The 24,678-nt window shown below is 63.2% G+C and carries 23 protein-coding genes; 10 read left to right on the top strand and 13 right to left on the bottom strand.

Annotated features, from left to right (window positions below; all coding sequences use genetic code 11):
- Positions 1-13: 13 nt before the first annotated feature.
- Entirely contained in the window at positions 14-703 is a 690-nt protein-coding gene (gene tlpA, locus NKJ11_RS22785; protein ID WP_352794299.1) for a thiol:disulfide interchange protein TlpA, read from the top strand.
- Here the strand turns inward: tlpA and NKJ11_RS22780 are convergent.
- Positions 700-3,132 (bottom strand): sensor domain-containing diguanylate cyclase, encoded by a 2,433-nt coding sequence (locus tag NKJ11_RS22780; protein ID WP_023811115.1) that lies wholly within the window; start codon positions 3,130-3,132, stop codon positions 700-702. The genes tlpA and NKJ11_RS22780 overlap by 4 nt on opposite strands.
- A gap of 360 nt (positions 3,133-3,492) precedes the next feature.
- Between NKJ11_RS22780 and ugpB the strand changes: the two genes are divergently transcribed.
- From ugpB to NKJ11_RS22760, 4 genes are all read left to right on the top strand, one after another.
- Complete coding sequence (ugpB, locus tag NKJ11_RS22775) at positions 3,493-4,803, top strand: sn-glycerol-3-phosphate ABC transporter substrate-binding protein UgpB (RefSeq protein ID WP_023811116.1); 1,311 nt, start codon at positions 3,493-3,495, stop codon at positions 4,801-4,803.
- Positions 4,804-4,998: 195 nt separating this feature from the next.
- The gene (ugpA, locus tag NKJ11_RS22770) at positions 4,999-5,883 is read left to right on the top strand and encodes a sn-glycerol-3-phosphate ABC transporter permease UgpA (RefSeq protein WP_023811118.1); all 885 of its coding nucleotides are present in this window, start codon (positions 4,999-5,001) and stop codon (positions 5,881-5,883) included.
- Between the two features lie 9 nt (positions 5,884-5,892).
- Positions 5,893-6,741: a sn-glycerol-3-phosphate ABC transporter permease UgpE gene (gene ugpE, locus NKJ11_RS22765; protein ID WP_023811119.1), complete on the top strand. Its 849-nt coding sequence runs from the start codon at positions 5,893-5,895 to the stop codon at positions 6,739-6,741.
- 7 nt (positions 6,742-6,748) lie between these two features.
- A complete protein-coding gene (locus tag NKJ11_RS22760) occupies positions 6,749-7,816 on the top strand; it encodes a sn-glycerol-3-phosphate import ATP-binding protein UgpC (RefSeq protein ID WP_352612768.1) in 1,068 nt (355 codons plus the stop codon).
- A gap of 13 nt (positions 7,817-7,829) precedes the next feature.
- Here NKJ11_RS22760 and NKJ11_RS22755 read toward each other — a convergent pair whose 3' ends face one another.
- From NKJ11_RS22755 to NKJ11_RS22745, 3 genes are all read right to left on the bottom strand, one after another.
- Entirely contained in the window at positions 7,830-8,912 is a 1,083-nt protein-coding gene (locus NKJ11_RS22755; protein WP_128304644.1) for an ABC transporter ATP-binding protein, read from the bottom strand.
- Positions 8,909-10,489 carry an ABC transporter permease gene (locus NKJ11_RS22750; RefSeq protein WP_352612780.1) on the bottom strand — a complete coding sequence of 527 codons (1,581 nt, stop codon included), beginning with the start codon at positions 10,487-10,489 and terminating at the stop codon, positions 8,909-8,911. Before NKJ11_RS22750 ends, NKJ11_RS22755 begins: the two co-directional genes overlap by 4 nt.
- A gap of 174 nt (positions 10,490-10,663) precedes the next feature.
- Entirely contained in the window at positions 10,664-11,671 is a 1,008-nt protein-coding gene (locus tag NKJ11_RS22745) for an iron ABC transporter substrate-binding protein (RefSeq protein ID WP_352675533.1), read from the bottom strand.
- Positions 11,672-11,922: 251 nt separating this feature from the next.
- Between NKJ11_RS22745 and NKJ11_RS22740 the strand changes: the two genes are divergently transcribed.
- The 3 genes from NKJ11_RS22740 to NKJ11_RS22730 all read left to right on the top strand — a co-directional run bounded on the left by NKJ11_RS22740 (position 11,923) and on the right by NKJ11_RS22730 (position 15,286).
- A complete protein-coding gene (locus NKJ11_RS22740; protein WP_127379999.1) occupies positions 11,923-12,474 on the top strand; it encodes a sigma-70 family RNA polymerase sigma factor in 552 nt (183 codons plus the stop codon).
- 1 nt (position 12,475) lies between these two features.
- Positions 12,476-13,114 (top strand): NrsF family protein, encoded by a 639-nt coding sequence (locus tag NKJ11_RS22735; RefSeq protein ID WP_352612772.1) that lies wholly within the window; start codon positions 12,476-12,478, stop codon positions 13,112-13,114.
- Between the two features lie 210 nt (positions 13,115-13,324).
- Positions 13,325-15,286 (top strand): PAS domain S-box protein, encoded by a 1,962-nt coding sequence (locus NKJ11_RS22730; protein ID WP_352612774.1) that lies wholly within the window; start codon positions 13,325-13,327, stop codon positions 15,284-15,286.
- Between the two features lie 52 nt (positions 15,287-15,338).
- On the opposite strand, the gene NKJ11_RS22725 is transcribed toward NKJ11_RS22730, so the two are convergent.
- The 7 genes from NKJ11_RS22725 to NKJ11_RS22695 all read right to left on the bottom strand — a co-directional run bounded on the left by NKJ11_RS22725 (position 15,339) and on the right by NKJ11_RS22695 (position 20,886).
- Entirely contained in the window at positions 15,339-16,217 is an 879-nt protein-coding gene (locus tag NKJ11_RS22725; protein ID WP_013529423.1) for a 3-hydroxybutyryl-CoA dehydrogenase, read from the bottom strand.
- Positions 16,218-16,449: 232 nt separating this feature from the next.
- Entirely contained in the window at positions 16,450-17,379 is a 930-nt protein-coding gene (locus NKJ11_RS22720; protein ID WP_128304638.1) for an electron transfer flavoprotein subunit alpha/FixB family protein, read from the bottom strand.
- Positions 17,380-17,403: 24 nt separating this feature from the next.
- The gene (locus tag NKJ11_RS22715) at positions 17,404-18,153 is read right to left on the bottom strand and encodes an electron transfer flavoprotein subunit beta/FixA family protein (protein ID WP_027038146.1); all 750 of its coding nucleotides are present in this window, start codon (positions 18,151-18,153) and stop codon (positions 17,404-17,406) included.
- A 213-nt stretch (positions 18,154-18,366) separates the two neighbouring features.
- Positions 18,367-19,167, bottom strand: a complete 801-nt coding sequence (locus NKJ11_RS22710; RefSeq protein WP_023811131.1) for a rhomboid family intramembrane serine protease — start codon at positions 19,165-19,167, stop codon at positions 18,367-18,369.
- A 29-nt stretch (positions 19,168-19,196) separates the two neighbouring features.
- Positions 19,197-19,778: a cob(I)yrinic acid a,c-diamide adenosyltransferase gene (locus NKJ11_RS22705; RefSeq protein ID WP_023811132.1), complete on the bottom strand. Its 582-nt coding sequence runs from the start codon at positions 19,776-19,778 to the stop codon at positions 19,197-19,199.
- Positions 19,779-19,803: 25 nt separating this feature from the next.
- Positions 19,804-19,995, bottom strand: a complete 192-nt coding sequence (locus NKJ11_RS22700) for a twin transmembrane helix small protein (RefSeq protein ID WP_013529428.1) — start codon at positions 19,993-19,995, stop codon at positions 19,804-19,806.
- Between the two features lie 24 nt (positions 19,996-20,019).
- Entirely contained in the window at positions 20,020-20,886 is an 867-nt protein-coding gene (locus tag NKJ11_RS22695) for an SDR family oxidoreductase (protein ID WP_081734841.1), read from the bottom strand.
- Between the two features lie 55 nt (positions 20,887-20,941).
- Here NKJ11_RS22695 and NKJ11_RS22690 point away from each other — a divergent pair, with 55 nt between their 5' ends.
- Positions 20,942-21,793 (top strand): YihY/virulence factor BrkB family protein, encoded by an 852-nt coding sequence (locus tag NKJ11_RS22690; protein ID WP_013529430.1) that lies wholly within the window; start codon positions 20,942-20,944, stop codon positions 21,791-21,793.
- A gap of 203 nt (positions 21,794-21,996) precedes the next feature.
- On the opposite strand, the gene NKJ11_RS22685 is transcribed toward NKJ11_RS22690, so the two are convergent.
- Together NKJ11_RS22685 and gluQRS are read right to left on the bottom strand one after the other, a co-directional pair.
- On the bottom strand, positions 21,997-22,893 hold the full coding sequence (locus tag NKJ11_RS22685) for a DMT family transporter (protein ID WP_352675553.1): 897 nt from the start codon (positions 22,891-22,893) through the stop codon (positions 21,997-21,999).
- A 149-nt stretch (positions 22,894-23,042) separates the two neighbouring features.
- The gene (gluQRS, locus tag NKJ11_RS22680) at positions 23,043-23,918 is read right to left on the bottom strand and encodes a tRNA glutamyl-Q(34) synthetase GluQRS (RefSeq protein ID WP_352794298.1); all 876 of its coding nucleotides are present in this window, start codon (positions 23,916-23,918) and stop codon (positions 23,043-23,045) included.
- Positions 23,919-23,991: 73 nt separating this feature from the next.
- Here gluQRS and NKJ11_RS22675 point away from each other — a divergent pair, with 73 nt between their 5' ends.
- Complete coding sequence (locus NKJ11_RS22675; RefSeq protein ID WP_352613705.1) at positions 23,992-24,633, top strand: DNA-3-methyladenine glycosylase family protein; 642 nt, start codon at positions 23,992-23,994, stop codon at positions 24,631-24,633.
- Positions 24,634-24,678 lie beyond the last annotated feature (45 nt).

The raw sequence follows: 24,678 nt of genomic DNA, 5'->3' as shown, positions 1-24,678 counted from the left end.
CAGTTTTGAGAAAATGGCAGACGGTAGTAGATTCTTCCCGGCCCCGCGCCTGATCCTCGCCGCCTTGGTGGCGGGCGCGCTGGCGGGCGCGGTCGCGGTATATGTCAGCGAGAGCCGGTCTGGCAACAATGCACCGGCACAAGCTGCCGTGGATGAGAGCAAGGACGATGTCGGCTGCGCGGCCAAGAGCGACCGCGCCAAGAAAATCGCGGCGTCGGCCACCGGTGAGGTTGCGGCACTTTTGCCGGCCGATCCGCCACAATCCCTGAAGAGCCTTGCCTTCAATGGCCCGGACGGCAAGCCGATGACGCTTGCCGATCATGCCGGCAAGACGGTGCTGCTCAATCTGTGGGCGACATGGTGCGCGCCGTGCCGTGCCGAAATGCCGGCGCTCGATGCGCTGGAGAAGGAAAAGGGCAGCGACTCCTTTGAAGTGGTCGCCGTCAATGTCGATGCCGGCGACGATGTGAAGCCGAAGAAGTTCCTCAGCGATACCGGCGTCGAGACGCTCGATTATTACCGGGATTCGACGATGGCGCTGTTCAACGACCTCAAGAAGCGCGGCCTGGCGCTAGGCCTTCCCGTTACCATGCTGATCGACGGCGAAGGCTGCCTGATCGCCCATATGAACGGCCCGGCCGAATGGTCGGGGCCGGACGCCAGGCGGCTGATCGAGACGGCACTCAAGCCCGAGAGTTTTTAAGCCCTATTGAGGACAGGCGCGGGTGCGAAGGCCAGAACGCTTCTGTCGCGCAAGGTGGCGGGTTTGCTGCCGACAGCGGGTGCGACTACACCGGTCAGCTCGCCGAATTCCTCGATGAGAGCTGGCCTGCCGATGTAATAGCCCTGGCCGATCTCGCAGGCTTCGGCGTCCAGGAATTTCAGTTCGCCGAGCGTCTCGACACCTTCCGCCAGAACCGGCAGGCCGAGACCGCGTCCAAGTCCCAGGACGGCGCGCACGATCGCCGCGACCTGGCCGTTCTTGTCGACGGACTTGATGAAGGAGCCATCGATCTTGATCTTGTCGAAGGGGAAGGCGCGAAGGTTGGAGAGCGAGGAATAGCCTGTACCAAAATCGTCCATGGCGACGCGCACGCCCAGCGCCTTGACCTGCCGCAAGGTGGCCAGTGCCCGCGGCATGTCCTTAACAAGCGCCGTCTCGGTGATCTCAAGCTCGAGCCTGCCGGGCGCCAGGCCGGAATTCAGCAAGGTTTCGTGGACCTTGCGGCTGAAATTCGTGTTGTGGAGCTGCACCGCCGAAACGTTGACGGCCACCGTCAGCGGATTTTCCCAGCGGGCGGCTTCCTCGCAGGCAGCCGTCAGCACCCATTCGCCAATCTGGCCAATGGCTCCGCTGTCTTCGGCCACCGGGATGAATATGCTCGGCGACACGTCGCCGCGCGTCGGATGCCGCCACCGGACCAGCGCTTCGAAACCGACCATCTTTCCGCTGCTGATCTCCTTCTGCGGCTGATAGACGAGGTAGAACTCCTGGCGCGCAACCGCCTGGCGCAGTTCGTGCTCCATCACGCGCTTGTCGCGCGCCTCGGCCCCCATCGAAGCTTCGAAATAGCGATAGGTGTCCTTGCCTTCGGTCTTGGCCCGGTAGAGTGCCGTATCGGCGTGGCTTATCAAGCTGGCCTGGTTCTCGGCATCCGAAGGATAAAGCGCAATGCCGATGCTGGCCGACACCAGGCCGCCGCCGACAGAAAGCCGGTTTTCCTCGCGCATGGCGGTCAGCACCGCGTCGGCGATACGGCCGGCCTCCAACGGGTCGGTCAGGTTCGGCGCGATGATGGCGAATTCGTCGCCGCCCAGCCGCGCCACCATCTGTCCCTGGCGAAGGATGCCGGTAATGCAATGCGCAACCTTCTGCAGCATGGCGTCCCCGGCGCCATGCCCATACAGGTCGTTGACCTCCTTGAACCGGTCGAGATCGAGCAGCAGAAGCGCAAGCTGGCCGCCTTTTCTGGTGCGGCCCATCGCAGCAATTTCCGTCTCCAGCCGGCCGGAAAAGCTGCGGCGATTGGCCAGTCCGGTCAATGGATCGAAATGGGCAAGCCGCAGGATCTCCTGTTCCGCCTTCTTGCGCTCGCGAATGTCGCGGACCGCGACCACGTTGTGCGGCTTGCCACAGTAGTCGATGCTCCTGGCGATCAACTCGACAGGAATGCTCGTGCCATCGCGGCCGCTCAATTCGGCCTCCTGCGGCTGTTCGCCGAAGCCTGACATGTCGGATCCGAAGAGATCGCCAAGCTGCATTCCGTTCAGCGTCGCTGTTGCGATGCCCGTCAATGTCGCCATGCTGTCATTGGCACTGATGATGCGGTTGCCGTCGCAGACGATCAGCCCCTCCACGGCGGCATTGGCCAGGCCGTGCATGCGGTCGACCTCGAGCTTCTGGCGACGGAAGCGCAAATCGATCCACAGCGCCGATGCCGACAGGACCAGGATCACCAATGTGGCGGCGGCGGCGGCGAAAGCCTGCGAGGTCGGCTCGATCGTGTATTCGGATATGACGATCGAGGGATCGGGGAAGATCGAGACGGCACCCATGCCGATGAAATGCAGGGTGCAGATTGCCAGCGTCAGCAGCACCGCGCCGCCGGATGTCGCCTTCATGGAGGGGCGGCGCTGCACGACACGCAGCGCCAGCGCCGCGAGCGTTACGCCGGCCAGAAGGGAAACGGCGACAAGCAACAGGTTCCACTCGATGCGGCCCTGAACCTCGAACGCCGCCATACCAATGTAGTGCATGGCCGCGATACCGCCGCCCAGCACGGCGCCGCCGACGAGATGATAATCGAACTCATTCCGCAAGGTGGCGATCCACATGCCGGCTGCCGTCAGAGTGACCGAAGCAGCGAGCGAAAGCACGGAGAGTGCGGGATCGTAAGCACTGGGTATGCCCGGTGTGAATGCGAGCATGGCGATGAAGTGCGTTGCCCAGATGCCGAAGCCGGTCGAAGTGGCCGCGATCATCAGCCAGGCAAGCCGGTTCCGATCGGTGGAGCGGCTTATGTGATGAAGCAGGTTGACGGCAGAGAAACAGGAAATTCCGCAGATCAGCGCGGCAAGTGCGACCAGTCTCAGATCGTGTTCGTTGACGATACAATTGTAGACCGTCAGCATTTTATTTCACCTGATCTTTGGAAATAAACAGGGCAGCAGGATTGAGTAGCGCGTTGCCGTTGAGGGATCGATAAAGTCGCCTGCAACCTTGGCGTGTCTCTTCGGGTTGCGGCGGCTGCAATCAGGGCTGACACGCCGAAGCCAGCTTGGCAGTTCCGATGGTAGTTCCTGGCGCGCTTGTCGTCGCGCTAAGCCGGCTAACCGTGTGGCTTTCCATGTCTCCAAGCGGAGGCGAGGGTGGCGTGAGGTAAAGGGTGAAGTTCGTCGATCTGCAACAAAACCGTTGTCTGATTGTCACGAGCGACACATATTGCCTTTGCGGGAGTGCCCCTTTCGCCAATGACAAACGGGAGATGAAACATGAAGTCCTTCGGCTTCGCGGCCGGTGTTGCCGCCACCTTTATGCTGCTTTCCTCAACCTCCGCTTTTGCTGTCACGCAGATCAGTTGGTGGCACGCCATGACTGGCGCCAATGCCGAAGTTGTCGACAAGATCTCCAAAGATTTCAATGCCAGCCAGAGCGACTATGAACTCGTTCCGGTGTTCAAAGGCACGTATCCCGAGACGCTGAATGCCGGCATCGCCGCCTACCGCGCGGGCCAGGCGCCCGATATCATGCAGGTGTTCGATGTCGGCACCGGCGTGATGATGGCAGCCGAAGGCGCAATCAAGCCGGCAGCCGATGTGTTGACCAGCGCTGGAATGACCTTCGACAAGAGCCAGTATCTGCCAGGCATAGTCGGCTATTATTCGAAGCCGGACGGCACCATGCTCTCCTTCCCCTACAACTCCTCCTCGCCGATCCTTTATTACAACAAGGATATCTTCAAGAAGGCTGGTCTCGACGTCGACAGCCCACCCAAGACCTGGAATGAGGTGTGGGAAGATGCCAAGAAGATCAAGGCGAGCGGCGCAGCCGCCTGCGGCTACACCTCGACCTGGCTGACCTGGATCCATCTGGAGAATTTCGCGGCCTGGAATGACGTGTCATGGGCCACCCAGCAGAACGGTCTGGCCGGCGGCGATGTCGAGCTCAAGATCAATGCGCCGATTTTCGTCAACCATTTCCAAGCGCTCGCAGACCTCGCCAAGGACGGCACCTTCAAATATGGCGGCCGCACCTCCGAAGCCAAGCAGATCTTCCTCGCTGGCGAATGCGGGATCATGACCGAATCCTCCGGCGGCCTTGGCGATATCGTCAAGTCCGGCATGAATTACGGCATCGGCCAATTGCCCTATGACAGCGACGCCAAGGGCGCGCCGCAGAACACGACGCCGGGTGGCGCCAGCCTGTGGGTTTTCGCTGATAAATCCGACGAGGAATACAAGGGCGTCGCGGCCTTCTTCGCCTACCTGTCGAAGACCGAGGTGCAAGAATACCTGCACCAGAAGTCGGGTTATCTGCCGGTGACGCTGGCGGCTTATGAAGCGACCAAGAAGTCCGGTTTCTATGACAAGAACGTCGGTCGCGAGACCCCGATCCTGCAGATGACGGGTAAGGCACCGACCGACAATTCCAAGGGCGTACGTCTGCCGAACCTGCCGCAGGTGCGCGATATCCAGAACGAGGAGTTCGAGAAGATGCTCGCCGGCCAGCAAACCGCCCAGCAGGCGCTCGACAATGCGGTTACGCGTGGCAACGCCGCGATCAAGGAAGCGCTGGGGAATTAGAGCGAGCGCAGGTCCTTTGCTCTACGGCGCGCCCATCTGTCCTGCCAGGCATCTCCCCTCGGCGAGGGGAGTTTTGCCGTCCCTTGCGATTTCGCCAATGGTCGATGATGCCAACGCCGAAACGCTCTTCAAAGCCATCTTGGCGAAGAGGGGTGCCGCATCGTGCCGCCCGCCTCATCACCTCGGAGTGGCTCCATGACCCCTCGCGTCGTGTTTCCCAACAAGATCCTTCCCTACCTGCTGGTGGCGCCGCAACTGGCCATCACGCTCGTTTTTTTCTACTGGCCGGCCGGTCAGGCGTTCTACCAATCCATGCTCAGGCAGGACCCGTTCGGACTGAGGACCAAGTTCGTCTGGTTCGCCAATTTCAGGAAAGTGCTTGCCGATCCGGCCTACCTGAACTCGATCAAGGTCACGGTGGTGTTTTCCCTTGCGACCGCTATCGTCGCCATGTGCGTGGCGCTCCTGCTCGCGGTCATGGCAGAGAAGGTGGTGCGCGGCAAAGGTCTCTACCGCACGCTCTTGATCTGGCCCTACGCGGTGGCGCCGGCGATCGCCGGTATGTTGTGGCTGTTCCTCTTCAACCCGTCGATCGGGTCGCTGGCCTACATGCTGAGGAGTTTCGGCATCGCCTGGGATCCACTGCTCAACGGCACCCACGCCATGATCCTGCTGGTGTCCGCCGCTGCCTGGAAGCAGATCAGCTACAATTTCCTGTTCTTCGTCGCCGGCCTGCAGGCGGTGCCGAAAGCCTTGATCGAGGCGGCGGCCATGGACGGCGCCGGCGAGACCAAGCGATTCTGGACCATCGTCTTCCCGCTGCTTGCGCCGACGACCTTCTTCCTGCTGGTCGTCAACACCGTCTATGCCCTGTTCGACACGTTCGGCATCGTCCATGCCGTCACCGGAGGCGGTCCGGGCAAGACGACTGAGACGCTGGTCTACAAGGTATACAATGACGGCTTCGTCAATCTGATCCTCGGTGACTCGGCGGCGCAGTCGGTCATCCTGATGGTCATCGTCATCTCGCTCACGGCCATCCAGTTCCGCTATGTGGAACGCAAAGTCCATTACGGCTGAGGGCGAGCGATGATCGGCCAGTCACCGCTCCGCACCGTCATCGCCCACGCCGTGCTGATCCTCGGCATATTGATCGTTGCCTTCCCGATCTACTACACGTTCGTTGCCTCGACGCAGACGCTGCAAACGATCCTCAGGCCGCCGTTGCCGCTCCTGCCCGGCGATCAGTTCTGGAACAATTACACCGAGGCGCTGTTCGGCGGTGTCGGTCGCATCGGCGGCGTCAGCGTCGGTCGATTGCTGCTCAACACCACGGTCATGGCGCTCGGCATCGCGGTGGGGAAGATTTTCATCTCGATCCTGTCGGCCTATGCGATCGTGTTCTTCCGTTTTCCGCTGCGGATGGTCTTCTTCTGGCTGATCTTCATCACCCTGATGCTTCCCGTTGAGGTGCGCATCCTGCCGACCTACAAGGTGATGGTCGATCTCGGCATGATCGACACCTATGCCGGCTTGATCATCCCGCTGATCGCCTCGGCCACCGCCACATTGCTGTTTCGACAGTTTTTCATGACCATTCCAGGTGAGCTGGTGGAGGCGGCGCGTGTCGACGGTGCGGGGCCGTGGCGCTTCTTCTTCGATATCCTGTTGCCGTTGTCGCGGACAAATATCGCGGCGCTGTTCGTCATCCTCTTCATTTATGGCTGGACGCAGTATCTATGGCCGTTGCTCGTCACCAACAGCAGCAACATGAACACGATCGTCATCGCGCTCAGAAAGATGGTCTCCTTCGCCGATGCCGATACGCAATGGAACCTGGTCATGGTCACAGCGATGCTGGCCATCGTGCCGCCGATCCTGGTCGTGGTGCTGATGCAACGCTGGTTCGTTCGCGGCCTGGTCGATTCCGAAAAGTGAGAAGCTGATGGCGACCGTCGATCTGAAGGATGTGAAGAAGGTCTACCCCAGCGGTTTCGAGGCCGTGAAGGGCGTTTCAATCGCAGTTCCCGACAAGGAGCTTTGCGTGCTGGTCGGCCCATCGGGCTGCGGCAAGTCCACGCTGCTCAGAATGATCGCCGGGCTCGAAACCATCTCCTCGGGAACAGTTGCGATCGATGGCAAGATCGTAAACTCAATTGGTCCAACCGAGCGTGACATCGCCATGGTGTTCCAGAACTACGCGCTCTATCCGCATATGAAAGTCTACGACAACATGGCCTATGGGCTGCGCAACCGCGGCACGCCGAAGGACGAGATCGACAGCCGGGTTCGCGCGACGGCGAAAATACTGGAACTTTCGGCGCTGCTCGACCGCCGCCCGCGGGAGCTTTCCGGCGGCCAGCGCCAGCGTGTCGCCATGGGTCGTGCCATTGTGCGCAACCCGAGGGTTTTCCTGTTCGACGAGCCGCTCTCCAATCTCGATGCCAAATTGCGTGGCCAGATGCGGGTCGAGATAAAGAACCTGCAACGCTCGCTTGGCGTCACGTCGGTCTATGTCACGCATGACCAGCTCGAGGCGATGACGTTGGCCGACATTCTCGTCGTCATGAATGCCGGACTGGTCGAGCAAATGGGGGCGCCGCTCGACGTCTACGAAAGACCGGCCTCGACCTTCGTCGCTTCCTTCATCGGCGCGCCGCCGATGAATCTCCTGGCACTGACCGAAGGCGCCTCGGGCGCGGTGCTCGCAGACGGCACGGCGATCGCTTTCGCGCCTCGGGAGGCAAGAGCTGCGACCCTCGGTTTTCGGCCCGAGGATGCCGACGTCACCTTCAATGCGGAGGCGCCGTCCGGCGCGCTCGTCCTGCCGGCGCTGGTCGAGGCAGTCGAACCGGTAGGCGCCGAAAGTTTCCTTCACTGTGCGGCAGGCGGCAACCGCATCGTCGTGCGTGTCGCGGGTCGCGCCACCGCCACGGTTGGCAACCAATTGCGCGTGGTTGCCAAGGCAGAAAAGCTGCACTGGTTCGATCAGGCAGGAAAGCGCGTCGGTTAACCGCATACGGCGTTCAGGCGAAGACATGCGCCTTTCCCGATACGGTCAGTCGGACGATCTCGCCGACCGCCGGCGCGTCCATGCCCGGTTTGCGCAGGACCAGCGGCGTGTTGCCGATCGCTGCCGCATCGGGCGGATCGGCATTGTTCAAGAGCCGCACCGCGACCGTGCACATCGAGCCGGCGAATTCAGATTCCGTCACTTCGCCGAACAGCATGTCCGAGGTGCCGGACATGCCCTCGCGCGACGTTCTCTTCAGCGCGATCTGCTCCGGGCGAAGCATGATGCGGGCGATGTCGCGGCTGTCATTGGTGTCGACCGCGATGCGGCCGAGCGGCGAGTTGGCGAAGCCATTCGATATCTTGGCCGGCAGGATGATGGCGTCGCCCAGGAATTCGGCGATCATCCTGTCCTTCGGCTTGAGATAGAGCTCGCGCGGCGTGCCGATTTGCGAGAACTTGCCGTCGCGCATCACCGCGACCTGGCTGGCGAAGGACAGCGCCTCGGCCTGGTCGTGCGTCACCAGGATGGTGGTGATGCCGGCGGCTTCCAGCAGCTCGGCTACCGCCTTGCGCATCGAGGCGCGCAGGCCGGTATCGAGCGCCGAGAACGGCTCGTCCAGAAGCATCAGCCTGGGCTTCATCGCCATGGCGCGGGCCAATGCCACACGCTGCTGCTGGCCGCCGGAGAGTTCGTGCGGGCGGCGTTTGAGGATCGCCTTGTCGAGCCCGACGATATAGGCGAGCTCGACGATGCGCTCAGCGCGCTTGTCCTCGCCTCGGGCCATGCCGAAGCCGATATTGTCGGCAATGGTCAGATGCGGGAACAGGGCGCCGTCCTGCGCCACCACGCCGATGCCGCGGCGATGCGCTGGTACCGCCGCGCCGCCATTGGCCAGCACCTCGCCATCGAGCGTGATGCGGCCCTGGTCCGGGGCCTCGAAGCCGGCGATCAGCCGCAGCAAGGTCGTCTTGCCGCAGCCGGACGGACCGACAATCGCCGTGCGGCTACCACTGGCGACGCTCAGGTCGACGCCGGCAAGAGCGGCCACCGGACCGTAGTGCTTGTGCAGGCCGCTGATTTCGAGAAAGCTCATCGTCCGGCCATCCGTTTCGACTGGACATAGAGCAGCCAGGTCAAGGGCAGCGACATCGCCACCATGATGAAGGCGTAAGGTGCCGCCGAGGCATAATCAATCTCACCACTGTAGGACCAGAACGCCATCGCCAGCGTGCGGGTGCCGTTGGGCGCCAGCATCTGGGTGGCGGTCAGTTCGTTCATGATGCCGAGCGCCACCAGCGCCATCCCGGCCGCGGCACCCGGCGCCGACAGGCGGATCGTCGTCGACCACAGCGCCTGCAGCGGCGGCCGGCCGAGGCTGGAAGCGGCGCGTTCGAGCTCGACCGGCGCCTGCGCGATCGACGCCCGCAGGCTGACCAGCGCGCGCGGCAGGAACATCAGCGCATAGGCCACCAGGATGGTGAACAGGGTCTGGTAGAGCGGCAGCGCGATGCGCACCGTGATGGTGACCAGCGCCAGCGCAATGACAACCCCTGGCAACGAGCCGACAATATAGTTGCAGCCCTCCAGCAGACGCTGCAACGGCCCCGGCGCGCGGATCGAGATCCAGGCCATCGGCATGGCGGCGACGGTGGCCAGCAAGGCGCCGGCGAGCGCCAGGAACAGCGTCTGGCCAAGCGCCAGGCCGATTTCGTCCAAGCGCCAGACAGCGGCGCCGCCGGCGGCAAGCCAGCCACCGATGGTGACGAACGGCACGCCGAGCGCCAAAAGCGTGGTGACGACAAGCAAGAGCAGGCTCGGGATGGTGGCGCGTCCGAGGCTCGTGCGTTGCTGATGGCGCGCCGCACCTGAGCCGACGCGGGCATAGCGCTCCTCGCCGCGCACCAGCACTTCGAGGCCGAGCAGCACGAAGCAGCAACTGACCAGCACGCCGGCCAGCATGTTGGCGGCCGGTCCGTTGAAGGTCGACTGGAACTGGTCGACGATCGCCGTGGTGAAGGTGTCGAAGCGGATGAAGACATAGAGGCCGTACTCGGCCAGCAGATGCAGGCCGACCAGCAGCGAGCCGCCGCAGATGGCGAGCCGCAATTGCGGCAGCACGACCCGCCAGAACACGCGCCGGGGTCCAAGGCCGAGTGCGGCGGCAGCGTCCTCGAGGGCGGGATCGAGACGGCGCAATGCCGCCGACACCGGCAGATACAGGAACGGGAAATAGGCGATCAAGGAAACCAGCACGCCGGCCCACAGGCCGTGCAGTCCCGGCACCATGGTGACCCAGGCATAGCTGTGCACGAAAGCCGGGATGGCAAGCGGCGCCACGCAGAGCCAGGCCCAGAGCCGGGCGCCCGGCAGGTCGCTGCGCTCGGTCAGCCAGGCCAGCGCAACCGACAGCACGATGGTGATCGGCACGGAGAGCGCGACCAGCAGGACAGTGTTGACCAGAAGCTCGCCGACACGCGGCCGGAAGACCAGCGCCGAGACGGTTTCCCAGCCGGTCTGCACCGCGATCCAGATGATGAAGGCGAGCGGCACCAGCGCCAGCAGCGCAACGAAGATGGCGGCAATGACCAGCCAAAGCGGGGCTCGGCGCCGGGCCCTTCGGCCTGTGCCCGAAGGCAGGCCCGAGCGCGCGAGATCAACCGCGGACTGCATCAGGTCAGACGCCGTGCCGCTGCCGTCCAGCGGCAGCAATTGAAAGACCGCGATCACGGTCGGGAACACAGCGTGTCGTCATCGACGAATGTCATCTCGAAAAACAAAATCACTCCCGCGGAAGGCGAATTCCCGCGGGAGCGTGGTCGGGTGTCCTTTTAGGACGAATGGCAACTAAAGCAAGCCGGCTGCCGTCATCAGGTCGGTGACCTTCTTGGAGTTCAGCGTCGTGGCGTCGACCTTTGGTGCCTGCAGATCGACGAGCGGCACCAGCTTCGGGTTGGACTCCGCACCCTTGCCGACCGCGTATTCGAAGGAATCGCCGGTCTTCAGCACGTCCTGGCCGCCCTTGCCTGTCAGCCATTTCAGGAAGGCCTGGGCTTCCTTCGGATGCTTGCTCGAGGCCAGCACACCGCCGCCGGAGATCGAGACGAACGCGCCCGGATCCTGGTTCTTGAAATAGTGCAGCTCGACATTCCCGCTGTTTTCGCCGGTCTTGGCCTGATCGCCGAAGTAGTAATAGTGATAGATCACGCCGCCTTCGATCTCGCCGGCATTGACCGCCTTCATCACCGTGCTGTTGCCCTTATAGGCGGTGAAGTTGGTTTTCATCGCCTTCAGCCAGTCGGCGGTAGCGGCTTCGCCCTTGAGCTGGAGCAGGGCACTGACGATGGCCTGGAAATCGGCGCCTGACGGGGAGGCGGCCCAACGGCCCTTCCAGCTCGGATCGGCGAGGTCAAGCATCGACTTGGGCAACTGGTCGGCGGTCAGCTTGGTCTTGTTATAGGCAAAGACCGTGCTGCGCGCTGCGACGCCGACCCATTTGCCGCTGGCCGGCTGATAGTCCTGGGGAACCTGTGCCAACGTGTCGGCGTCGACCGGCGCGAACAGGCCGGCCGTCTCGACCAGCACCATGGCCGGCGAGTTTTCCGTCAGGAACACGTCGGCCGGCGAAGCAGTGCCCTCAGCGACGATCTGGTTGGAGAAGTCGCTGTCGCCGCCATTGCGCACGGTGACCTTGATGCCGGTCTCCTTGGTGAAGCCTTCGGCCCACGCCTTGGTCAGGCTTTCGTGCTGGGCGTTGTAGACAATGATGCCATCATCTTCCGCCATCGACGGGCTGGCGATCAGCATGATTGCCAGCGCGGTGGCGCCGGCGAGAGTGGAAAGAGCGTATTTCATGTCTTTGTCCTAAAGTTCGGTTGGCACCGGCTCACCTACCGATACCTGACAGCCTTAGTCAACATTGGTGATCTGCTTCAATCGGCCGCTGAAGTGCAAAGGTCGGTACCGAACGGACAATTCCGCGTGATGCTCACGGCTCGGCAATGCCGCAAACTTTCGTGATTTGCCGGCAGTTTGGCTTGGACATTATTTCGCCGGCCACGTAACAAATCAGCGCCGAGACGCGAAATTCGGGGGAGTGAACTCTTGTGAGCGGCAAGGACGAGGCCGAACTTTCCCGGCTGATGCGGGCCGCGATCGCAGGAGATGAAAGGGCTTACGCCGACTTTCTGCACCGGATTGCCGCGCTGGTTCGCGGTTTTGCCAGGCGCAAGATCGTGCAGGGCGGGGTCGATCCCGAGGATGTCGTGCAGGAAACCTTGCTGGCCATTCATGTAAAACGACATACTTGGCGCCAGGATGCGCCGGTGTTGCCGTGGATCTACGCGATCGCCCGCTTCAAGCTGATCGATGCGTTCCGGCGGCGCGGACGGCGCATCGAGATCGATGTCGACGATATCGCCGAGACGTTCGCCGAGCCGGAAACCGAGACCGTCAGCGAGCGAGACATCAACCGGGCATTGGACAGCCTGTCGCCGGCACAGCGCTCCGTGGTCTCGGCCGTGTCGGTGGAAGGGCGGTCCATCGGTGAGACGGCGGCGAAGTTCGGCATCAGCGAGACGGCGGTGCGTGTGTCGCTGCATCGCGGACTTGCCGCGATAGCCAAGCGATTCGGGCAGGGGCGGTTCGGGCGGGAATGACATGAGGACGGACGATCTCATCAGGGCGCTGGACGCCGATGCAAGCAGCAAGGCGATGCCGCTGCAATCGGCCTGGTGGCTGGCCGCCGGTGCGGGGGCGGTGATCGCGGCCATCGTTTTCCTGCTGACCATCGGCCCGCGCCCAGACTTCATGGCGGCCGCGCACACGATGCGCTTCCTCTCCAAATTCGTCTTCACCATCGTGCTTGCCGTCAGCGCCTTCGCCCTGATCCGCGCCTTGTCGACGCCGGGCGCCTCGACGGGCCGGGCAATGGCCTGGATGGCCGCGGCGCCAGTGCTGGTAGCCGTGGCGGTGCTTCTGGAGCTTTTCATGGTGCCGGAGGCGCTGTGGGGTACACGGATGGTCGGCAACAACATGATGCTCTGCATGGGCTTCATCCCGCTGATCGGTATTGGCCCGCTTGCCGTCTTCCTGTGGATGCTGCGCTATGGCGCGCCGACACGGCCGGTGCTTGCCGGTGCGGTGGCGGGTCTGCTCGCCGGCGGGCTGGCGGCAACCTTCTATGCCGCGCATTGCTTCGACGACTCGCCGCTTTTCGTCGCCCCCTGGTACACGATAGCGATCGCAGCGCTCGCATTGCTCGGTGCGCTCGGCGGACGGTTCCTCATACGCTGGTAGCGTTTCGTAACGATCGCGGACCCATGCACCGATCCTTAATCATGCCGGCAATTGTTTGCCGGTTAGCGACCACGCCGGCATGCCGGACGCAACCTTTCCTTAAAATCGATCCGCCAAGGTTGATGCGAGAACATGCGTTTGCGCACGGGGGTGGCACGTATCGTGATGTGGCGAGGATTGACCAGCCGAGAATCTCTTGGGCATGCAGGGTTGGCGTTGCTCGTCGCCGGCCTGGGCGTGCTGGCGACCTCGATCCTGCTTTCGCGCCTGGACCTCGGCACCGAAGCGCTGAAGCTCTGCCTGCGGATCGCGGTGGCGGTGGCGGCGGGCGCGCTGTTCCTCGCTGCTCTGTCCGCCCGCAGGATCAGCAGGGATCGCCAACAGATCGCCGAGAGCGAACTGCGCTTCCGCCGCGCCATGGAGGATTCGGCGATCGGCATCGTGGTTGTCGGTCTCGACGGTCGCATCCGCCAGACCAATCCGGCCTTCGCCGCCATGCTTGGCTACACAAGCGAAGAGATCGAGGCGCTGACTTTCTTCCAGATCACGCATCCCGACGATCTGCAGATCGGGCGGGAGACGATGGACGATCTGAAGGCGGGCACGGTCAATTCCTTCCACTTCGAGAAGCGTTATCTCAGGAAGGACGGAACGCCCGTCTGGGCCCATCTTGCCGGCTCGGTCATTCGCGATGAAAACAGCGGCCGTCCGCTCTATCTCGTCTCGCAAATCGAGAACATCGACGCGCGCAAGCAGGCCGAGGCGCGCATTGCCGAAGCGGAAACGCGTTGGAATTTTGCTCTGGCTGGTGCCGGCCAAGGCGTCTGGGACCTCGACATGCGCAAGGGCGGCACGACCTATTCCTCGACCTGGGTCAAGATGCTGGGCTATGCGGATGGCGAGCTCGATGGCGACACCGACAGCTGGCTGACGATGATTCATCCCGACGATCGCGAGACTGTCGCCGAAGCGGATCGCGCTCATCTCGAGGGCAAGACACCGTTCTTTGAGGCCGAATTCAGGATGCGCCACAAGGATGGCCACTGGATGTGGATACTCGACCGCGGCAAGGCTATCGAACGCGACGAGGATGGACGGCTGATCAGGGCCATTGGCAGCCTGACCGACATCACCCGTCGCAAGGAGGCCGAAGAGCGCCTCACTGTGTCGGCGGCAATGCTTGCCGATGAAAAGGAGCGGCTGAGGGTGACGCTGCAATCGATCGGCGATGCCGTCATCTGCACCGATGCCGCAAACCGCATCACCTTCATGAACCCGGTCGCCGAAAAGCTGACCGGGATTGCCGGCGGCGAGGCCCTCGGCAAGGTGCTTGGCCATGTCTACTGGGCGGTCGACGAGGAGACGGGGCACAGGATTGGCGTGACCCGGCCCGTGGTTGGCGTTCAGGCGCCGGCCGACCAGAACAGCCGCGCCGTCCTTATCCGGCGCGACGACACGCGCTGCAGCATCCGTCAGGTCGTGTCGCCGATCATCAACGAACGGAACGAATTCTGCGGGCTGGTCATCGTCTTCCAGGACTTTACCGATGCGCGCGCGCTGCAGCGCCAACTGGCGCACGCCGCGGCACACGATGCGCTGACCGGCCTTGCCAATCGCTCGAGCTTCATCCGCGCCATGGAGGGCCTAGTCGGCCAGGCGCGCAAGGACGGCACCGCCGACACGACAAAGTCGACCGGCGACACGACAAAGTCGGCCGGAGCCAGCGGACATCAGTTCATGTTCATCGATCTCGACCACTTCAAACTGGTCAACGACACGGGCGGCCACGCGGCGGGAGACGCGCTGCTGAAGCGGGTTGCCGTGGCGATTCGCGGCGTGCTTGGTCCAGACGATATCGTCGCTCGCCTCGGCGGCGACGAATTCGCGGTCATTCTGAAATCGGGTTCAGCAGCCGGCGCCAAGATCGCGGCGCGCTCCATCATCGATGCGATCGGCGGCCTGGATTTCACCTGGGACGGCCGTCCTCACGTGATCGGCGCCAGCATCGGATTGGCTGCGATCAATGCCAATTGCGGCGAGGTCGACGAGATCATCGCGAGAGCCGATGCGGCCTGCTATGCGGCCAAGGCGGCCGGCCGTGGCTGTGTCTCCGTGGCGCCCGACGCACGGATCGTGGATGGCCGGACAGAGCCGCTGGCCGCGGCCTCCTGATCGAGCCTGTCACCGCCGAAAGGCTTGCCCCTGATTTGCGCCGACGATGCGCTCAGCGCGTCGGAACGGGATGCTCGCCGCGATAATCGTAAAAACCGCGCCCGGTTTTGCGGCCGAGCCAGCCGGCCTCGACATATTTCACCAGCAGCGGGCAAGGACGGTACTTCGAGTCCGACAGGCCGTCATGCAGCACCTGCATGATCGACAGGCAGGTATCGAGCCCGATGAAATCGGCCAGCTGCAGCGGCCCCATCGGATGGTTGGCGCCGAGCCGCATGGCGGTGTCGATGGCGTCGACCGAGCCGACACCCTCATAGAGGGTGTAGATCGCCTCGTTGATCATCGGCAGCAGGATGCGGTTGACGATGAAGGCCGGAAAATCCTCCGAGACCGTAATCGTCTTGTCGAGTTGCTTCACATAGGTCTTTGCCGCCTCGAAGGTCTGGTCCTCGGTGGCGATGCCGCGCACCAGTTCGACCAGCTTCATCAGCGGCACCGGGTTCATGAAATGTATGCCGATGAACCGCTCCGGCCGGTCGGTCTGCGCGGCAAGCCGCGTGATCGAGATCGACGAGGTGTTGGTCGCCAGGATGGCTTCGGGATTGAGCTGCGGACAGAGCTGGGCGTAGATCTTGCGCTTGACCGTCTCGTCCTCGGTCGCCGCTTCGATCACCAGATCCGCGCCGGCAAGATCGGCCATCGCGGGCGCGGCCGAAATGCGGCCCATCGCGTCGTTGCGCACCTTCTCGTCGAGCTTGCCGGACCCCACCTGGCGGGCCATGTTGCCGCTGATTGTGGCGATGCCTTTCTCGATGCGGTCGGGCGAAATATCATAGATCAGCACCTTGTAGCCCGAAAGCGCGGAGACATGGGCGATGCCGCCGCCCATCTGGCCCGCGCCGATGATGCCGATCGTCTCGATCTTGCTCATTACACCGATCCCGTCCTGAGCCCTTCCGCTTGAACTGCGAAAGCGCTCCACCTTTTTATTTTACCGCAATTCCCTAGGGAAAGCGCTACGCGCTTTTCCCGGGAAAACCGCTGCGCACTTTTGCTGGATTGCTTTTCGCCTTTGCGGCCTGCTTTTTGTGCGGTGCAAACTAAAAGGGCGGGGCGACTTCGTCTACCCCACCCTCACCATTTAATACCTTAGGCAGAAAGCGTCAAAGCGCCTTTTGCAGCTCCGGCAGAATGACGAAGAGATCGCCGACGAGGCCGTAGTCGGCAACCTGGAAAATCGGCGCCTCCTCGTCCTTGTTGATGGCGACGATGACCTTCGAATCCTTCATGCCGGCGAGATGCTGGATGGCGCCGGAGATGCCGACCGCGATGTAAAGATCGGGGGCAACCACCTTGCCGGTCTGGCCGACCTGCCAGTCGTTCGGCGCATAGCCGGCATCGACCGCGGCGCGGGAGGCGCCGACGGCTGCACCGAGCTTGTCGGCGACCGGCAGGATGACCTCCTGGAACTTCTCCGCCGAACCCAGCGCACGACCACCCGAGATGATGATCTTGGCCGAGGTCAGCTCCGGACGGTCGGTCTCGGAAAGCTTGTTCTCGACGAAGGTGGAGAGGCCGGGATTGGCCGCGGCCTTGACGGTCTCGACCGCCGCCGAGCCGCCCTCGGGGGCTGCCTGGAACGAGGCTGTGCGAACCGTGATCACCTTCTTGGCGTCGCTCGACTGCACCGTCTGGATAGCGTTGCCGGCATAGATCGGGCGCTTGAAGGTGTCGGCCGATACGACTTCGATGATCTCGGACACCTGCGCGACATCGAGGAGCGCAGCCACGCGCGGCGCGACATTCTTGCCCGACGAGGTCGCCGGCGCGATGATGGTGTCGTAAGCGCCCGCCAGCGACACAACCAGTGCTGCCGTCGGCTCGGCGAGGCGCTCGGCGAGTTCGTCGGCTTCGGCCAGCAGCACCTTGCTCACGCCCTTGAGCTTGGCGGCAGCGTCCGCTGCCGGCTTGGCGCCCTTGCCGGCAACCAGCACATGCACGTCCGAGCCGATCTGCAGGGCGGCCGACAGCGCCTTGGCGGTCTGGTCGGAAAGCGTTGCGTTGTCGTGTTCTGCGATGAGGAGAATAGCCATTTTTCTTGTTCCTTTCCCGATCGCTTACAGCACGCCGGCTTCGTTCTTGAGCTTGTCGACCAGCTCAGCGACGCTCTTGACCTTGACGCCTGCCTTGCGGCCACTCGGCTCCTCGGTCTTGATGACCTTCAGCCGCGGCTTGACGTCGGCGCCGTAGTCGGCTGGGGTCTTTTCGTCGAGCTGCTTCTTCTTGGCCTTCATGATGTTGGGCAAGGAGGCATAGCGCGGCTGGTTGAGGCGAAGGTCGGCGGTGACGATCACCGGCATCTTCAGTTCCACGGTCTGCAGGCCGCCATCGACTTCGCGCGTCACCTTGGCCTTGTCGCCGTCGAGCACGATCTTGGAAGCGAAGGTGCCCTGCGCCCAGCCAAGCAGTGCCGCCAGCATCTGGCCGGTCTGGTTCGAGTCGTCGTCGATCGCCTGCTTGCCGAGAATGACGAGGCCGGGCTGCTCGGCGTCGACGACGCCCTTCAGCACCTTGGCGACGCCGAGCGGCTCGGTTTGTTCATCGGTCTTGACCAGAATGGCGCGGTCGGCGCCCATGGCGAGCGCGGTGCGCAGTGTTTCCTGCGCCTGCTGCGGGCCGATCGAGACGACGATGATTTCTTCCGCCTTGCCGGCTTCCTTCAGCCGGATTGCTTCTTCCACCGCGATTTCGTCAAACGGGTTCATCGCCATCTTGACGTTGGCGAGCTCCACCGCCGAACCATCAGCCTTCACGCGAACCTTGACGTTCGCATCCACAACCCGCTTCACGGGTACAAGGATCTTCATTTGCCTGTCACCTCTTCACGCTAGTTGGGCGCGCTATAACAGCCTGCGCCCTTTCTGAGTTGTCGAAAGCCGACATTCCTGACTGAATTTTGGCCGGATGGAATTCTGGCCGGATGGAAATTCTGGTCTTTGCCCGCCTTAGGTTGCGGCGGTGACGTTTCCGTAGTTGCGGCAACCCTGCACGTCAATACGCTGCAAGCCGCTCAAATCGGTTCAGTCCGAACTGGAAGCGTTTCCTCGCCCCCAGCGCGGTGTCGCGGCGGGCGGGTCGGGGATCAGCGGTTCCGTGGCAACCGGCGGTTGGTCGGGAGCGGTGGGCGCGACGTCCTCGTCGGCGCCGGCAAACAGCGGCACGCCGCGGCTGCGCAAGACAAGCACAAGAACAGCTCCGGCGATGATGCCGCCGATATGGCAGGCCCAGGAGATCTGATCCTCGCCACCGGCGGCAAACATCACCACCTGGAACAGCACCCACAGGATGAGCGGGATGAAGGCCGGAATCCGCAGCGGGATGCGGGCAAAGGCCAGCACCCAGACCTTCACCCTGGGATAAAGGATCAGATAGGCGACGACCACCCCGGCGATGGCGCCGGAGGCACCGATCAGCGGCACTTGCGAATCCCAGGCGACGAGGCCCTGGAAAGCGGCGCCGGCGATCGCGCACAACAGGTAGAAGATGAGGTAGCGGATGTGGCCGAGCGCATCCTCGACATTGTCGCCGAACACCCACAGGAACAGCATGTTGCCGCCGAGATGGAAGATGTCTGCATGCAGGAAGGAATAGGTGAGATAGCTCAGGCTTTCGGGGATGACGATGAAACGGGGATCGAGCTCGGCGGTGTCATGGACGACCGACGGGATGAAGCCGAGACCAAGCACGGCGGCATTGGAGAAACTCTCGCCGCCGAGCGCGGTGGCAAGGTAGACCAGGGCATTGACCACGATCAGCCCGATGGTCACATATTGCAGGCGGATGTGCCGCAGCCTGTTGGTGTCGTAAAGCGGGATGAACATTGCCCCAGGCCCTCTTCCGCTTTCGACAATCAGCGGTTCTTGCCGGGAACCCATAGCACGTCGGCGTTTCCGTTGTCATTGACCGCCCGGGCGGCGACAAACAGGAAATCCGAGACGCGGTTGATGTATTTCAGTCCGTCGCGGTTGACGTGCTCGTTCGGGTCCTGGGCAAGGGCCACGATCAGCCTTTCGGCCCGCCGCGCCACGGTGCGGGCAAGGTGAAGTGCCGCCGCTGCCGGCGTGCCGCCATTGAGCACGAAGGATTTGAGCGGCTGAAGCTCCTTGTTGAGAAGGTCGATGTCCTTCTCGACCCGGTCGGTCTGCACGGCGACGATGCGAAGCGGCTCGTAGCCGAGTGGCTTGCCGTCGTCGGGCACGGCGAGATCGGCGCCGAGATCGAACAGATCGTTCTGGATGCGGGAAAGCATGGCATCGATCGCGGGATGGGTCGCGGCCGTGTGGACCCGGGCGATGCCGATGCAGGCATTGGCCTCGTCGACGGTGCCGTAAGCGTCTACCCGCAGGTCGGACTTCAGCCGCCTTTCGCCGGTGCCGAGACCCGTGGTGCCATCATCGCCGGTGCGGGTGTAGATCTTGTTGAGCTTGACCATTTCGCCTCCCCGGCTGCCGATATCCTCACTTGCGGGTGAAATACACCGCAAGCAGGATCAGCACCAGCGCCACGGCCTGCAGCATGACGCGTGCCTGCATCAGCTTGTTAGAGGTGACGCCGGAACCGCCGCGCATCATGTTGATGAGGCCACGAACAAGCACGACCGCAACGGCGACCATGACCAGAATGGCGAGAATGTTGAAGACGGTTGCCATTGTTGCGTTCCAGTTGTTTGGCGTTCAGGCGCGTTTGGCCATCAGGCGGTAGAGCATCGATGCCGGCAGGATGCGTTTGAGCACCGCACCGATCCTGGCCGGCACTGTTACCACATAGTGCGGGCGCGGGCGCCGCGACAGAAGTGCATGGCGCAGCGCCGCATGAACGACTTCCGGCCCTGGCTTCAAGGCCGATTGGCTGCCGCCGGCCCGCAACCGCTCGAGTTGCGCCGCATAGTCCACGCGGTGCACGGAATTTTCGTGGTCGATGCTGCTGAGAAACCAAATGAGGCCATTGCTGGCGATCTTCGACTTCACCGGCCCCGGCTCGATCAGCGAAACGTGGACGCCGCTGCCGGCCAGTTCCTGGCGCTGGCAGAGCATCAAGGCCTCCAGTGCATGCTTCGACGCGGAATAGGCGCCGCGGAAGCGCACCGGCACCAGGCCAAGGATCGACGAGCAGTGGACGATGCGGCCCTGACCCTGGCGGCGCATCACCGGCACCAGTCGGCGGGTCAAATCATGCCAGCCGAAGAAATTCGCCTCGAACTGCTGCTTGAGCGCCGCAACGGGCAGATCCTCGACGGCGCCCGGCTGCGCATAGGCGCCGTTGTTGAACAGGGCGTCGAGCCGGCCGCCGGTGCGGTCGAGCACCGCCGTCACCAGCGCGGCGATGGAGTCCGGCTCGCAATAATCGAGATAGAAAGCCTCGATGCCGTCGGCTTCGAGCGCGGCGATGTCCTGCGGCTTGCGCGCCGTTGCGAACACCCGCCAGCCTTCCGCCTTCAACGCGCGGGCGCAGTACGCGCCTATTCCCGAAGACGCACCGGTGATGATAATCGAGCGCACCTTCTGCGCCGGACTGTTCGTGGTTTCGCCAAGGGTTGCCATTTGCCGCAATCCCTTCCCATATTCCCGGCGTGGAGACAATTGGAGGGCGCGGTTCTTGTTGCGGAAGATCGTAGCCCTCAAGCGGGTTCTCTACGACGCGCTTGGCCATTTCAACACCGATGACGGCTGGGCCATGGCCAGCCATCTGGCGATCACATCGCTGATGGCGCTGTTCCCGTTCCTGATCTTCGCGACGACGCTGGCGAGCTTCCTGGGCGCGCAGGCGTTCTCCGACACGGCCGTGCATCTGGTCTTCGACACCTGGCCCGAACAGATCGCCAAGCCGATCGCGCGCGAAGTGCTCAATGTGCTGACCGTCAGGCGCACCGACCTTTTGACCTATGGTGTGGTGCTTGCGGCCTATTTTGCGTCGAACGGCATCGAGGCGCTGCGCACGTCGCTCAACCGCGCCTACCGCGTTTCGGAAACGCGCGGCATCATCTACCGCCGGGTGCAGAGCATCATCTTCGTTCTCATCGCCACGGCCGGTTTCCTGGCGATCAGCGTGCTCCTGGTGTTCGCGCCGCTGCTGGCGCGGCTCGCCGAAGCCCATATCGACTGGATCAAGCCCTATATGGGCACCATCACCCTGTGGCGTTACGTCATCGCTTCGGCGGTCATCGTCGGCGGATTGTTTGCCGTGCATTTCTGGCTGCCGGCGGGCAAGCGCCGCTTCGTCTCGCTGGTGCCGGGCATCGTCTTCACGCTGGCGGCATGGCTTATCGGTTCGACCATCTTCGCCACCTATCTCGACCACTTCTCGTCCTACGTGACGACCTATGCCGGCCTGGCCTCGATCATGATCGCCGTGGTCTTCCTCTACATGGTGTCGGCGATCTTCATCCTCGGCGGCGAGCTCAATGCCGCGATCAGCCGCTATCTGGAGGCACGTGCGCGGGTGGGATGACAGGTCGAATTGGGGAACTGGAATGGGAGAATTGAGGAATGGGAGAATTGAAGAATTGAAGAATTGAAGAATTGACGTAGCACCCAGCGCCAGATGGCCCCCATCTGCCTCAATGCCTCAATGCCTCAATGCCTCAATGCCTCAATGCCTCAATGCCTCAATGCCTCAATGCCTATGCCTCAATGCCTCAATGCCTCAATGCCTCAATTCCTCAATTCCACAGTTCTTCCCTTGGTCTGCCGCGCCGTTGCCAGGCCGACGCCGAATGTCGTGATGGCCATGCCGGCGATCTGCAGCGCGTTGAGCTGTTCGTCGAAGAGTGCCCAGGCGATGACCGCCGTCACCGCCGGCACCAGGTAGAACAGCGACGCCACTTTCGACATCTCGCCGTCGCGGATCATCACCATCAGCAGGAAGATGGCGCCCAGCGACAGCACCAGCACCAGCCAGGCCATGGCGAAGATCAGCTCGCCATTGATGATGATCGTGTGGGTTTCGAAAGCGAGCGAGGCGAGGAGCATCAGCGAACCGCCGCCGACATATTGCCACATGGTCGCCGCGACCAGGTCGCCGCCGGAGGCGAAGCGCTTCTGCCAGATGGTGCCGGCGCTCATGCCGAGCACCGAGACCAGCGAGGCGGTCAATGTCGCAACTGTTACGCCGCCGCCCAGCGCGCCGAGCTTCGGCCACAGCACGATGACGATGCCGATGAGGCCGATACCAAGGCCAAGCCAGTGGCGCGGCAGGATCGCCTCGCCGAGAAACTTACCGGCAAGCACCGCCGTGATCAGCGGCTGCAGGCCGACGATGAGGGCCGAAAATCCGGCCGGCATGCCCCTGTGGATGGCCCAGAAGACGGCGCCGAGATAGACGCCATGCATCAGGATGCCGGCGCCGGTGGCATGCAGCGCCTCCTCGCGGGTGGCTCTTTTCGAGCCCAGCACAAGCATCAGGACGGCCAGCAGGATGGCGGCGATGACGAAACGCGCGGCGAGGAATGTGAACGGTTCCGCCCACGGCATGGCGTAGCGCGCGCCGATAAAGCCGGTCGCCCACAGGACGACGAAGGTGGCGGGGATGAACCGCTTGATGCTGTGCATGTTCCGGAGACCGCCGCGCTGGAGGGAGTTGACCGTGGCGCTGCTCTACTGCGCTTCAACCCGGCGCGCAAAACGAAACCGTTGATCCATGCGTCACCGGAATTCAACGGCCGGCGCATTTGGGGGGTGGCGCCCTGGTCTCACCGAGCTCAAAACCCGACCATCCGCCTGATGTCGTCAGGCGATGCGCCGGCATGGCACAATGCGGCAAGGCCGGTATCACTGAAGCTCTTCGACAGTTTTCGTCCGTCCGTCCCGAGGATCAGACGATGATGGAAATAGGCCGGTTGCGGCAGTCCGAGGAGTTGCTGCAGCAGGCGCTGCACGCCAGTGGCGGAAAACAGATCCTGGCCGCGCACGACGTGGCTGACGTCTTGCAGCGCATCGTCCATGACGACGGCGAGGTGGTAACTGGTCGGAATGTCTCGGCGCGCCAAGATCACGTCGCCCCAGTCCCGCGGGCGGGCTTCGACGGAGCGCGTCGCGGAAAGCGTCTCGTCAGAATACTCCGTCCATGAAAGGTCCTTGCCGACACGCGCCATGGCGGCATCGACATCCAGCCGCCAGGCGAAGGGTGCATTCTCGGCGATCCGCCGCTGGCGTTCCTTCAGCGGCAGCGCCTTGTCGGTGGCGGGGTAGAGCGGCACGCCATCGGGATCGCGCGGCCAGTCGCGCCCACGCTTTTCGCTGTCGGTGATGAAGGCGCGGATCTCGCCACGGCTCATGAAGGCGGGGTAGACGAGTTCGTCCGCGATCAACCGCTCGAGCACCGCTTGGTATTCGGCGAAATGCTCGGACTGGCGGCGCACCGGCTCTTCCCAGCCAAGCCCCAGCCATTTCAGGTCGGCAAGCACGCCTGCCTCGAATAGCGGCGTGCAGCGCGTCGTGTCGATATCCTCGATGCGCAGCAGCAGGCGGCCGTGCGCCTGTGCCGCCAGCTTCTGGTTGAGCAGCGCCGAATAGGCGTGGCCGAGATGCAGGTCGCCGTTGGGGCTGGGCGCGAAGCGGAATGTCAGGAGTGTCATCTCTCAGGCGGCAATCATGTTTTGCGGCGCTTCGCCAATTGCTACCCTGTCGACGGTCGAGGAACAAGAAAGCATGCGCCGTATCGTGACATCAGACGACATTGCCCGGGGGCTCGATGCGCTTTGCGTGATCGACCCGCGCCTGGAAAAGGTGCGCGGCATGGCCGGCGAGGTGCCGCTGCGGCTGTCCGAGCCGGGGTTTCGAAGCCTGGCGTCGATCGTCGTCTCGCAGCAAGTGTCCCGCGCCAGTGCCGATGCGATCTTCGGCCGGCTGACCAAACTCGTCGATCCGCTGACGCCGCAAGCGATCCTGGCCGCCGGCGAGGACATGTTTCGCGAGGCCGGCCTGTCGCGGCCCAAGCAGCGCGGCCTGATCGCAATTGCCCAGGCGGTGGCCGACGGCCTCGACCTGCATCACCTCTGTTCGCTCGATGCCCAGGAGGCGATCACGACGATGACGGCGGTGTCCGGCATCGGCCCGTGGACGGCGGAAGTGTATCTCTTATTCGCCGCCGGGCATCCCGACATCTTCCCCGCGCGCGACGTCGCGCTGCAGAGCGCGGTCGGCCACGCGCTCTGCATCGAGCCGCGTCCGCCGGAGAAAACCCTGATCGCATTGGCCGAATCATGGAGCCCGTGGCGAGGTGTCGCATCGCGGCTTTTCTGGTCCTATTATCGTGAAACCAGAGGGCGGGACGCCGCGCCGCCGGCCTGAATCCGCAAAAAATGATAAAAATCACGCATTTTTGGCGCTTAGGCC

The sequence above is a fragment of the Mesorhizobium sp. M0243 genome, assembly GCF_040321775.1.
Classification (GTDB): domain Bacteria; phylum Pseudomonadota; class Alphaproteobacteria; order Rhizobiales; family Rhizobiaceae; genus Mesorhizobium.
The sequence above is the reverse complement of the archived record's forward strand: the minus strand, read 5'-3'. Positions and strand labels throughout refer to the sequence as shown.